The organism is Amycolatopsis sp. NPDC059235 (assembly GCF_042754125.1).
GTDB lineage: Bacteria > Actinomycetota > Actinomycetes > Mycobacteriales > Pseudonocardiaceae > Amycolatopsis > Amycolatopsis albidoflava.
In genome coordinates, this window is the sequence record NZ_JBHZAG010000160.1 from 1 (window position 1) to 11,035 (window position 11,035).

Consider the following 11,035-nt stretch of genomic DNA (forward strand, 5'->3'; position numbering starts at 1 on the left):
TTTTTGGTGTTGGGGGTTTTTTTTTTTTTTTAAGCTCAGTGTTTGCCACCATTCGTATCCTTCGGGGGGGGGCGGCCCCCCCCCGCGGGCCGGGGGGCCCCCGACGACACATCGGTGAGATGGCAACTCAGCGGGTCGACGTGGCAGGCCACAGTGATCGTCGATCCGCAACGGTGGCTAGGGATGGAGTTCGAGGCGCGGGACCCGGCGAGCGGCACCCGCGTCACCTACGACATCGACACCGATCTGTACGACATCTCGCAGGAACGCCATCGCGAATTCGCCGAGGAAATCGAACGCGACATCATCGAGTTTCTCGGCAACCTGAGGAAAGGTTCGATGCTACGCGGAACTGACGGGACGAAATTGGTGCTCGTCTTTCCTCTCGACGGTTCCTGGGTCCGCGTCGTCCGGGGGCGTTTCCTGACCAGCGGGTCGACGCACGCCGATCTCGCTGCGGCCCGGGCCGGTGGAGACTACGTCGTGGTGCGGTGACTAGCTGGGCGGTCACGTGCCAGCGGCGCGATCCAGGGAGATTCGAGGTCCGCGCGGTCGGCGTCCCAGTCGTGGGTTTCCTCGCTGTACAGCCGGATCGACGCGCCGTCCGGATCGTGCACCACGACCAACCAGCCGAGGCTGCCGTCCAGGTCGCTCACCGGGAACTTCAGATGGTGCACTCCGGCGAGGATCGTCACGCCGCCTGCTTTCCGAGGACGACGCGGACCGCGGCCAGATCGTGGTCGGCGAGGCCGTTGTCCGCGGCCTGGGTGTAGAGCTGCGAGAGTCGGTCCAGCAGCAGATCCGGGACTCCGGCGGACGTCGCGGCGGTGCGGATGTGCGCGAGATCCTTGACCGCCGCGCGGACCGGGCTCAGCACCTCGTCGGTTTCGCCGCTCAGCTGGGCCGCGCGATAGCGCAAGTACGAGCTGTCGGCCTTCGAGCCGGCGACGGCGTCGAGGAAGAGCCGGAAATCCAAGCCGAACGCTTCGGTCAGCACGGCGGTCTGCGCGGCCATCGCGTTCAGGCCGAAAAGCCAGGCGTTGCAGGCTAATTTCAGCAGACTCGCACCACCCGGCCGGTCCGCGACATCGACCACAGTGGACGCGAGCGCCTCGAGAACCGGGCTCGCGAGCCGCTTGGGTTCGGCTGCTCCGGCGACCATGAGCGTGAGCCCGCCTCGCTTGGGGTTGCCGAGGAACGGCGCGTCGAGCAAGGTGACGCCGAGCTGTTCCGCGGTGTGGACAATCCCGTCGATGTCCGCGCCGACAGTCGCGCTCTGCAATACGACCGCGTCGGAGTCGAGGGCCGGTGCGATCTCACGCAGTACCTCCAGCACCGCTGCGGCGCCGAACACCGTGATGAGCACGGCCTCGGCTGTGCGCACCGCCTCCGCGGCGGTGGGGAAGACCGCCACGCCGTGTGCCGTCAACGGCTGGGCGCGGGATTCGGTCCGGTTCCACGCGCGGACCGCGAAGCCGTGCTCCCGGAGTTGCCGCGCCATCGCGGAACCCGCGTCGCCGGTACCGAGCACCGCTGCTGTTCGCATGATGTCCCTCCTGATGTGTCAACTTGACGTATCAAATCAGAGGTCCGATACTAACTCAGGAGACGACGTAAGGGAGACCATGAGCCGCGACCCGGATCTGCTCGACCCGCGAGAGACGCGGGTGTGGCGATCATTCGTGCAGTTCAGCGGGGAGGCGGTCGCGGCCGTCGAGCGGGACCTGTTCGCCGCGACAGGGCTGTCCGGCGCGGATTTCCAGATCCTGGCGCGGCTGCACGAGGCCGAAGACAAGCAGTTGAGCCAGAAACTGCTCGGCGAACTGACGGGCTGGACCGCGACCCGGCTCTCGCACCAGCTCGCCCGCATGCACGGGCGCGGCCTGGTCGACCGCGCGGCTGCGGGGCGCGGTCGGTTGATGCGGATTTCGCTGACCGAAACGGGTTTGCACACGTACGAGTCAGCATTGCCGGCTTATGCCCGGGCGGTTCGCGAGCACTTCCTTGGCGGCGCGGCGCTGGCGGAGTTGGAGGAGGGGCTGCGTTTGCTCGGCGCGCCGAGGCCGGACGGCAGGGCCGGCTGAGCGCTACTGGTATCGCACCGGGTTGCCGTTGAGATTGCCGCCGCCGCACGGCCACGGGCCGTCGTCCAGCGGGCCGAGGCCGGTGTCGCGGAAGAACAGCAGTTCGCTGCCTAGGCTGAAGACGACCAGCCCGTCCGCGAGCAGCAGGATCCGGCCCATCACCCCGCGGTCGTCTTCGCTGAGGAAGAGCTTGCGCAGCTGGAAGTCCGCATCGACGGTGAGGAGACGGCCTTCTCGCCAGAACACGGCTGTGCCATTGCGGTCCAGCGCCGGATACGTGGTGTAGCAACCACGCAACAGCGGTCCGTCGAGCAGGGTGCCGTTTTCGGCCAGGCTGCGGAAACGCGAACGCAAGCGACGAATATTTTCGGATTCGGGACCACGAATGCCACCGTGCCGATCGATCAGCAGCAAACCGTGGCTGGACCACCGTTGCGTGGCCATTCCGGTTCGGTCGTACCGGGTGGTGCGGAAGAAGCTGTAACCCTGTTCGCCGATCAGGAATTCGCCGGGTGCCGCGATGGCGCACCGACTGCGCGGGCCAGGCAGGGTTTGGGAGATAACGCCGCCGTGTGCGGTGTCGAGGAAGAGCGTCACGCCGATCCCGCTGCCGTCGTCCGCGAAACCGGCCGCGATGCGATCGGCGGAGACGAGCAGCGGCTGCCAGTGCGCCGCGGTGAGCGTCCGGGGCTCTCGGGGCGGCCCCGGGTGTTCGGCTGAGTCGGTGTCCTCCGGTTTCAGCGAGCTGAGCAGGATGGTGGTGGACCAGACTGTCCGGCCGCTTTCGTCGTGGCGGGCAACGCGAGGGGCGCGACCGGGCGGTACGACGCGGGAACTGCCGGCGGGAAGCCACGACACGCAAAAGCCGTCCGCCAGCAGGACGAACGCGCCGAGGTGCTCGTGCGGTTCGTGGTCGAGCACGACTGAACGGAGGACCGAGCCAGCGAGGTCGAGTTCGGTCAGGACGTAGCAGCCTGCGTCCCGCTGGGCGATCCACACTGTCCCGCTGACGCTGACCAACGGCGGGTACGGGCGGCCGTCAGCTCGGTGTTTCCAGAGCACCACACCCGACGCGTCGAGCGCGGTAAGCACTGTGCCGGACAGGTTGTCGCCGTCGTACGCGGTCGCGACCAACGGTCCGTTCGGGCCGGGTGCCGCCACGTCCCGGACCTGGCCGGGCAACGCGACAGTCTGCGGGCTGAGAGGCATGCGCGGGTCCTTTCGCCGATCGTTCCCGACGATAGCGGCGATCGAAGAACAGTTCTCGCGCGACGGGTCGGATTCCCGCTATCATTTCCGGGCTAACGTCGACCTGTCGGGGGTCTGGCCCAGAAGGAGGTCGCATTCCCCGCTCTTGGTCAATCCGGCTTGAAAGCGACGAAATACCGTGCGGCCGAAAGAATGAGCAGCTGTGCTCCGAACGGCCGTGCGAGCACACGACGGGCCGAGGCGGGCCATCCCTTTTTTCTGTGTTGTGCCGAGCATGGAGTGGGTGATCAGCTGTCATGAGAAAAGCTATTGTCGCGCTGATGTGTGTTCTCGCCTTGGTGGGGCTGGGCGTTCCCGCGAACGCCGACCCGGCGCCGTCGAGCACCGTGAGCATTACGCCGGCCACCGTCGCGCCAGGGGCGGCCCTGACCTTCTCGGTGACCTTGTCGAACGCCGATGCCGATCCGCTGAAAGGCGGAAAGCTCGGTCTGGGCGTGGCGAACGGCGCGATCAACCAGCTCCTGGACGTCAGCACCTGCGCGCTGTGCTACCAGGCCGGAAACACTATTCGTTACGACGTGGGCGACGTCCCGATCAACGGCAGCAAAACCTTCACCTTCACCATCGGGGTTTTCGCCAGCGCGCAGCCCGGACAGTACGTAATCGAGCACCAGTTCGTCGGAGACAATTACTCGTACGAGACGGTGGAAGGCCCGACGGTCACCGTCTCGCGGTAGCGAGCGGCTGGCACTGCGTCGCCGGATTGAGCCGGGCGACGCAGTGCCAGCGGCCGGTCAGCGGAACGAATCGGCGTGCTCGATCGCCCATTGCCGGAAAGCCGTCGCCGGAACGCCGGTCACGTCCTCCACTGTGGACAGTGCGCCGGGGCTCGCCACCGCGCAGACTCCGGGGAACGACACCGCGGCGGCGAGGTCGTCGGCCGGGTCCTCGGTCGCGAGGCTGGGATCTTCCTCGAAACGCAGCGGGCGGCCCAGTGCCGCGCTGATCGCTGCGATCTTCTCCTGCGGCGTCAAGGTCGCAGGGCCGGTGAGCGGGTAGGTCTTGCCGCCGTGGCCGTCCTCCAGCAGCGCGCTGGCCGCCACCGAAGCGATGTCGCGCGGATCGATGGCGGGCGACGGCAAGCCGGGCCGCGGTGCCCGCACCACACCGTCCGAGCGGATCGCGGGCGCCCAGAACAGCAGGTTCGAGAAGAATTCCCAGGGCCGCAGTATGGTCCACTCGAGGCCGCTGTCCCGCACGGCCTGCTCGCCGCGGAGCAGCGTCCGGCCGACGGACGAGTCGGGGTGGGTCTGCGCGAGCAGCGACGACACTGTCACTACTCGCGCGATGCCCGCTTCGGCCGCGGTTTTCAGGATCTGGCTGGTGTCCGTGTCTCCGGTCCGCAGCAGGAAAATCGCTTCGACGCCGGTGAGCGCCGGCCGGAGCGAGCCGGGATCCTCGAGATCGCCTTCGACGACGCCGACTCCCGCCGGAACCGTTGCCCGGCCGGGGGACCGGGTCAGCGCGCGGACCTCGGCCCCGGCCCCGGCGAGTCGTCCGACCAGCGAACGCCCGATGTTTCCGGTCGCGCCCGTCACCAAGATCATCAGCAATCTCCTCCGCGGTATGGCTCAGACCTTCACCGCGATCCTTCTCCCTCGACCTTGGTGGAGGTCAACCGCGGAACTACGCCGCGGTGCCCTCGATGTGCGCCTTCAGCAGTTCCAGTCCGGGCTGGATGCGGGCCGGGTCCTCGACCGGGTGCGGGCCGGCCGGTTCGGTGGGCGGGATCAGGCGCTCGAACAGGCGGCAGAACAGGGTCGTCCCGTCGCCGAGGTCGAAGGTGGTGAAGGTGGCGATCGCGTGCATCGAAGGCGCCGGGGTTCCGTCTTCGAGCACGTCGCGGCCGACCACCGTCCAGAGCTTGCCCGGGACCCGCGCGACGACGGTGTACAGCTTCGGCTTCTCGTTCAGGTCCGGCACGATGTTTTCGAGCAGCACGTCGCCGAGTTCCGCGGGGACGTCCGGCGTGCCGCGCCGCACCTCGGTGCCGGACGCCATCGGCAGCCACTTCGGCAGGTTCGACCAGGTGGTCACCCAGTCGTACACCTCCTGCGCCGGGCGCTTGACCACGATGCGGTTTTCGACGAAGCGGATGTTGAGGTTGTCCGGAATCTGCCGGACGTACAGGGCTTCAGCCATGATTTCTCTCCTTTTTGGGATTACTGCAGGGGTTACTTGGCGGAATGCTGGCCGGTCATGAGCGCGCCGAGGTCGTCCGGTTCGAGGAACGACGGCGGCGGGGGCGGGCCCCAGCTGAACAGGCCCTGGACGCCGTCGAAAACCTCCGGCTTCCAGATCTCGTCCTCGGGGACGCAGTCCATGTCGGAGTAGTACTCGCTGAAGTTTCCCGCCGGGTCTTTGAGATACCAGAAGAAATTGGAGCCAGCGTGATGGCGGCCGAGGCCCCAGACGTGCCGGTCGGGATGGCCGCTCAGCATCGCCGCGGCGCCGCGGCCGACGTCGTCGATATCGTCGACCTGCCACGATGTGTGGTGCAGGAAGTTCACCGGGGCCGCGAGCGCCAGCACGTTGTGGTGGTCGACCGAGCAGCGCATGAACGCGCCCTTGTTCCCGATGTAGTCGCTGACCTTGAAGCCGAGCGCCTCGGTGAAGAAGCGCATGGTGGCGTCGAGATCGGTGGTGCCCACCACGCAGTGGCCGAGCTTCTTGGGCCGGACCGCGCTGGTGCGCACCACGCCGGGCGCGCGGCCGAACCGCTCGATGCGGCCGGGTCCGTTGTACGGCGTGGCCAGCACGGGTTGCTGCGTGATCCGCGGCGAAATCTCGACCCGGACGGTGAATCCGGAGACCGGCTCGATCGCGGCGACGGCGGTGCCGGTTTCGGTGCTGACGACGCCGAGCCGGTTGAGGCGCGCCGCGGTTCGCGCGATGTCGTCGGTGTCGTCGACGCCCACGCCGAGTTCGAGCAACTGCCGGTACGGCGCGTGCCGGACGCGCAGCTGCTCGCCGCCGTCGAGGGTGGTGAAGGACCCGTCGCCGACGTGGTTGAGTCCGAAATCAGCGTAGTAGGCAATGGTTTCCGCGACGTTCGGGACCCCCATCGTGACCCGGGTCAGCCGATGCATCCCCATGTCAGGCCTCCGGATCCGCGACGAAGGTCTGCCGCATTTCGCCGAGGCCTTCGATCCGGCTGACCAGCTCTTCCCCGGCTCGCAGGAATCGCTGCGGCGTACGGCCGACGCCGACCCCGGACGGCGTTCCGGTGAAGACGAGATCGCCCGGGTACAAGGTGATGGTGCGGGACAGCGCGGAAATCAGCTTCGCGACCGGGAAGATCATCTCGCGCGTTCGGCCGTCCTGCACGGTCTCGCCGTCGACCGCGCACGACAGCGCCAGGTCGTCTCGATCCGCCAGTTCGTCCGGCGTGACCAGCCACGGTCCGACCGGCGCGAAGTTCGGGAAAGACTTCCCCAGGCCGAATTGCGGAGCCGAGCCCGCCAGCTGCGAGACGCGCTCGGAAAGGTCCTGCCCGATCGTCACGCCGGCGATGTGGTCCCACGCCTCGGATTCCTCGACCCGGTGGGCGGTCCGGCCGATGACCGCGACCAGTTCCACCTCCCAGTCCGCCTTGCCGCCGGGCGGCAGCACGACCTCGGTGTCGGGACCGGTCAGCGCGGAAACGAATTTGGCGAACACCGGGGGCAGACCGTCCGGCGCGGCGAACCCGGACTCCGCGGCGTGGGCGTCGTAGTTGAGGCCGATCGCGACGACCTGCCGCGGGGCGGGGGAGGGCGGACCGAGCTGGGCACGGGTGAAGACGACGTCGGGTTCGGCGGTGAGTTTCTTCGCCCAGGCCTGGAATTCGGTCCAGTTCTGATAGGCGGAGCCGAGGCCGAAAAGTCCGCCCGACGCTTTCGCGACGTCGATTCCCTTGTCCTCGGCGGTCAGCAGGACGGCCCGGCCGTCCACATTGGCGAGTTTCACGGTTTTCTCCTCAGAAACAGAGCGTCAGATTGGTTCGCACCGGCAGCGGGAGGCTGACGACGAGGTCGTTCCCCTCGCGCCGGGTGTGCAGGCCGGGGGTGCCCGTCCCGGCGGAATCGGCGGCGAACACGTCGTCGCGGAAGAGCTTGCAGGGCGCCTCGGCATTGCTGATCCGCAATGTCACGTCGGCGGGTTTTCCGGCGACCGGGCGCAAAGTCAGTGCCAGCAGCGACTTCTCCCGGTCGTACCAGGCGCGCAGCATCTCGGCCGTGCCGTCGATCCGGGTCACCCGGGGCTCGCGGAAATGCTCGGCGGTCCAGGGATCGTGGTACATCTTCCACAGCCCGTCCGGGACGTTCAGCCGGGCGTAGCCGAGCATCGCGTTCCCGGTCAGCCGGTCCATGAAGATCAGGTTGCCGTTCTCGTCGAACGAACGGTCCTGGCGCGGGTAGAACAGGCCGCCGTTCTCCCAGGTCGGATTCAGGTAGGCGTCGGCGTAGCCGAGCAGGCCGCGCAGGTTCTCCTCATCGCCGACCTCCGCCATGCACCCGGCGACGTAACCGAAAGCCGGGGCGCGCCAGGTGAAGCCGAGGTCGCGGGTGAACTCCGGTTCGCGGCCGGCTGCGCGGGCTTTGCGGGCCTCCAGCGTCGCGGTCGGCTCGGCGAGGGTGACCAGGCCGTCCGGGGTGCGCCGGATTTCGTCGCGGATCTGGTCCGGGTAGAGCCGGTGCACCAGGTCGCGGCTCCAGGCGTTCAGGTTCAGCGCCGTCCAGGCGTTGCCGCCGCCCTCCAGCGGCATTTCCGGGCGGTTTTGCTCGACCAGCCAGAGCCGCCAGTACTCGCCGTATTCGTTGAGGATTCCCCGCTTGTCCCACGCCGCCTGGTAGGCCTGGGTGACCTCCTCGGCGACCGACGTGCCCTTGCGCAGGTCGAGGAACCGGAAGCCGAGGATCGGGAACTGGTTGCAGACGAGGAAAAGGCAGTTGGGTTCGCAGACGATGCCGTACCAGCCTTGTTCGGCCATCTGCCAGTACAGGTTGTCGGCGAGCGAGCTGAGCGAGTACTCGTAGACTTCCGGGCCGAGTCCCTGGAACAGCGGGTCCCAGCGGAAGGAAAGCGCGCCGTCGCGGTCGTACTGGTCGCTGTCGAAAAGCATGCTGTGCATGCCGAGGATCGCGAAGAACCGGCCGCTGTACATGATGTTTTCTTTGAACACCGGATCGCGCCAGCCCTCGCGCAATTCCGTGAGGTCCGGATTGTTGTGGATGCTGCCCCGGCTGGTTTCGCGCCAGTACGCCCACACTTCCGGAAGCTGCATTTTCCGGATGATCTCTTCGAAGGCCGGACGGAACGCGCCGGGGGCGGCCGGAAGATGGTGGAAATGCGCGAAACCCAGGGTGTAGGCCATCTGGGTGAGCTGGTAGCGGTAAGCGTCGGTCCATTCCTGGCCCCACAGCATGCTGCCCATGTTCGCCCACTCGTTGTCCTGCTGGGCGACCAGATTGCGCACGTGCTGGACGTGTCCCGCTTGGAAGTCGTCGAGCGCGGGATACCCCGAGATGTCCGGTGCGGCGAGCATCACCGCACCGCCGGGAAAGCCTGGACAGCGGCGGCGATTTCCTTGCTGTCCACCGTGTCCGCGAAGTGCGTGAGGTAGTCGCCTTCGGGTCCCATGAGGAAGGTGAACGCGCTGTGCGGCATCCGGTAGCCGTCCGGGTCGTCGACGCGACGGGCGTGCACGTGGTACGCCTTCTTCATCGACTCGATTTCCTCGGCGGGCCCGGTCAACCCGGTGATCCGCGGGTGTCGCGCGGCCAGAAAAGCGTGCAGGACCTCCGGAGTGTCGCGTTCCGGATCGACCGTCACGTAAAGGGCCCGCACGCTATTCGCGAGTTCGCCGAGTTCTTCGAGTGCCCGGTCGATCCGGGCCAGCGCGGGCGGACACACGGTCTGGCAATGCGTGAAGCCGAAAAAGACGATCAGGTATTTGCCGAAATAGGAACGCTCGGTGACCGCGGCGCCGGAATCGTCGATCAGCCGGAAACTTCCGCCGACTGTCGGAACCGGGCGCACAATGGTCGCCGAACCGGAACCGGGAGGGGTGCAGCAGGAGGAATTCATTTCCATGACTCCAAGCTAGGAGCCATGGCCATGCCCGTCCAATGCCGCGTTGGCGCTCGGCTATGTCGGTTGGGTATAGCCGATGGTCTTGCGGATCTCGGCCGCCGCCTCGTCCAGTTTCCGCGTCATCAGCAGCATCGTCGGGGTCAGCCGCCTGCCCGCGGGCAGCGTGACGCCGACCGATTCCACGATGCCGAGGTCGATCGGCAGCGCGGCCAGGCCCGGTTCGGTTTCGGCGACCAGCTGCGGCATCACGACCAGGGTGTCGGTCTCGAGCGCGATGGCGCGCACGGCCAGGAACGAACCGCATTCGATGCGATTGGCCGGGGTCGAGAGGCCGCGGCCGAGGAGGTGTTCTTCCAGCTGGCGCCGCTGCGGGTTGTCGGCGGGCGGCAGCGACCAGAGTTCGCTGATCAGATCGGCGATCGTGAGCCCGGGCCGCTGGTGCGCGGGATGCTCGCTGCGGGCCACCACGCGGGCGGGTTCGTAGTAGAGGTGGTGCTGGCGAAGCCGGTCGTTATTGGCCGGTTCGAGGGTGCCGACGACGAGGTCGACGTCGCCCGCGAGCAGCGCCTCGTACAGCGCTTCCGGGCCGCCGTGCCGGATGATCACGGTGAGGTCGGGGGCGACGGCTTTCACGCGCGCGACCGCGCGGGGCAGCAGCACGCTCGCCCCGGCGAGGAAGGTGCCGATCGTGACGGTGCCGGCGTGGCCGTCGACCAGCTCTTCGAGATGCCGCCCGGCCTGGCGGAGTTCGGCGAGCATTGCCCGGGCGTGGTCGACGAACACCTCGCCGAACAGCGTCGCCGTCATCCCGCGCGGGCCGCGTTCGAACAGCTCGACCTTGAGGATCGACTCGAGTTCGCGCAGCCCGCGGGTCAGCACCGGCTGGGTGATGTGCAGCCGCTCGCCCGCGGCGACCAGCGACCCGTGCTCGGCGATCGCCACGACGTACCGCAGATGCCGCAGCTTGAGCCTGCCGTCGGCGAGATCGGTCATCCGGAACGCTCGGCTGTTCGCATACGCCCGATTCTGCCGGTCCGCTCAATGGTGGCCGCTCACCGGCACGACGAAGCTCACGGTTTTGCTGTCCAAGACCTTGTGCGTCGGGTCGGCGAGCCCGATCCACACCTTGTGCGGGCCGGGCGGCAGCGCCTGGATGATCAGCGGCTCCCCGCTGCCGTCGGCCCAATGCCAGGGCGCGTCGTCGACCGTGACGTGGATGTGGCCGATGCGCGGGGAGACGTCGAGCGCGGCCGGGCCGTAGACCGGGACGATGCGCAGGTTTTCCGCCCGGTAGCGCAGGACGACCAGGCCTTTCGCGAGTTGTTCCGGCAGCGGCGCGTCGACGACGAGTGCGGGCGGCGGCTGGGACGGCAGCGGGACAACGGGTGCGGGCGGCCAGCCCGAGGCCGCGGCCGGAGGAGGGGCGGCGGGTGGAGGGGCCGCGGAGGCAGAGCAGGCAGTCGCCAGCAGGACAGCTGAACCGAGGGCCAAGGTGCGAAAGAATCGAGGCATAGCAAGAAAACTAGGTCGCTGTTGATCATCTTCGCGTCGGTCGGATGACTGCATTGCTGTACGTCGCGAGGGAAGTGCCGTGCGTGCCGCTGGGG

At 67.8% G+C, this 11,035-nt stretch carries 14 protein-coding genes; 3 read left to right on the top strand and 11 right to left on the bottom strand.

The features are described from left to right. Nucleotides 1–114 precede the first annotated feature (114 nt). Nucleotides 115–495 carry a hypothetical protein gene (locus ACFXI3_RS45965; RefSeq protein ID WP_378408458.1) on the top strand — a complete coding sequence of 127 codons (381 nt, stop codon included), beginning with the start codon at nt 115–117 and terminating at the stop codon, nt 493–495. Here ACFXI3_RS45965 and ACFXI3_RS45970 read toward each other — a convergent pair. Both ACFXI3_RS45970 and ACFXI3_RS45975 read right to left on the bottom strand, forming a co-directional pair. Beyond that, complete coding sequence (locus tag ACFXI3_RS45970) at nt 477–695, bottom strand: hypothetical protein (protein WP_378408460.1); 219 nt, start codon at nt 693–695, stop codon at nt 477–479. The genes ACFXI3_RS45965 and ACFXI3_RS45970 overlap by 19 nt on opposite strands. After that, a complete protein-coding gene (locus tag ACFXI3_RS45975; protein WP_378408462.1) occupies nt 692–1,546 on the bottom strand; it encodes an NAD(P)-dependent oxidoreductase in 855 nt (284 codons plus the stop codon). Before ACFXI3_RS45975 ends, ACFXI3_RS45970 begins: the two co-directional genes overlap by 4 nt. 79 nt (nt 1,547–1,625) lie before the next feature. On the opposite strand from ACFXI3_RS45975, the gene ACFXI3_RS45980 reads away from it, so the two are divergent. Continuing rightward, nucleotides 1,626–2,084 carry a MarR family winged helix-turn-helix transcriptional regulator gene (locus ACFXI3_RS45980; protein WP_378408464.1) on the top strand — a complete coding sequence of 153 codons (459 nt, stop codon included), beginning with the start codon at nt 1,626–1,628 and terminating at the stop codon, nt 2,082–2,084. A 3-nt stretch (nt 2,085–2,087) separates the two neighbouring features. Here the strand turns inward: ACFXI3_RS45980 and ACFXI3_RS45985 are convergent, their stop codons facing one another. Next, on the bottom strand, nt 2,088–3,293 hold the full coding sequence (locus ACFXI3_RS45985; protein WP_378408466.1) for a hypothetical protein: 1,206 nt from the start codon (nt 3,291–3,293) through the stop codon (nt 2,088–2,090). Between the two features lie 320 nt (nt 3,294–3,613). On the opposite strand from ACFXI3_RS45985, the gene ACFXI3_RS45990 reads away from it, so the two are divergent. Further along, on the top strand, nt 3,614–4,030 hold the full coding sequence (locus tag ACFXI3_RS45990) for a hypothetical protein (protein WP_378408468.1): 417 nt from the start codon (nt 3,614–3,616) through the stop codon (nt 4,028–4,030). Nucleotides 4,031–4,087: 57 nt separating this feature from the next. Here the strand turns inward: ACFXI3_RS45990 and ACFXI3_RS45995 are convergent, their stop codons facing one another. From ACFXI3_RS45995 to ACFXI3_RS46030, 8 genes are all read right to left on the bottom strand, one after another. Beyond that, a complete protein-coding gene (locus tag ACFXI3_RS45995; RefSeq protein ID WP_378408470.1) occupies nt 4,088–4,900 on the bottom strand; it encodes an SDR family oxidoreductase in 813 nt (270 codons plus the stop codon). A 79-nt stretch (nt 4,901–4,979) separates the two neighbouring features. After that, nucleotides 4,980–5,495 (bottom strand): SRPBCC family protein, encoded by a 516-nt coding sequence (locus ACFXI3_RS46000; RefSeq protein WP_378408472.1) that lies wholly within the window; start codon nt 5,493–5,495, stop codon nt 4,980–4,982. Between the two features lie 32 nt (nt 5,496–5,527). Next, nucleotides 5,528–6,448 (bottom strand): VOC family protein, encoded by a 921-nt coding sequence (locus ACFXI3_RS46005; RefSeq protein WP_378408474.1) that lies wholly within the window; start codon nt 6,446–6,448, stop codon nt 5,528–5,530. 1 nt (nt 6,449) lies between these two features. Continuing rightward, nucleotides 6,450–7,301, bottom strand: coding sequence for a fumarylacetoacetate hydrolase family protein (locus ACFXI3_RS46010; protein ID WP_378408476.1), 852 nt, complete (start codon nt 7,299–7,301; stop codon nt 6,450–6,452). Nucleotides 7,302–7,311: 10 nt separating this feature from the next. Beyond that, the gene (locus ACFXI3_RS46015) at nt 7,312–8,880 is read right to left on the bottom strand and encodes a hypothetical protein (RefSeq protein ID WP_378408478.1); all 1,569 of its coding nucleotides are present in this window, start codon (nt 8,878–8,880) and stop codon (nt 7,312–7,314) included. After that, a complete protein-coding gene (locus tag ACFXI3_RS46020) occupies nt 8,880–9,428 on the bottom strand; it encodes an SCO family protein (RefSeq protein WP_378408480.1) in 549 nt (182 codons plus the stop codon). The genes ACFXI3_RS46015 and ACFXI3_RS46020 overlap by 1 nt, the downstream gene beginning before the upstream one ends. A gap of 54 nt (nt 9,429–9,482) precedes the next feature. Further along, nucleotides 9,483–10,421 (bottom strand): LysR substrate-binding domain-containing protein, encoded by a 939-nt coding sequence (locus ACFXI3_RS46025; RefSeq protein ID WP_378408482.1) that lies wholly within the window; start codon nt 10,419–10,421, stop codon nt 9,483–9,485. 45 nt (nt 10,422–10,466) lie between these two features. Beyond that, nucleotides 10,467–10,940, bottom strand: a complete 474-nt coding sequence (locus tag ACFXI3_RS46030; RefSeq protein ID WP_378408484.1) for a DUF6130 family protein — start codon at nt 10,938–10,940, stop codon at nt 10,467–10,469. Nucleotides 10,941–11,035 lie beyond the last annotated feature (95 nt).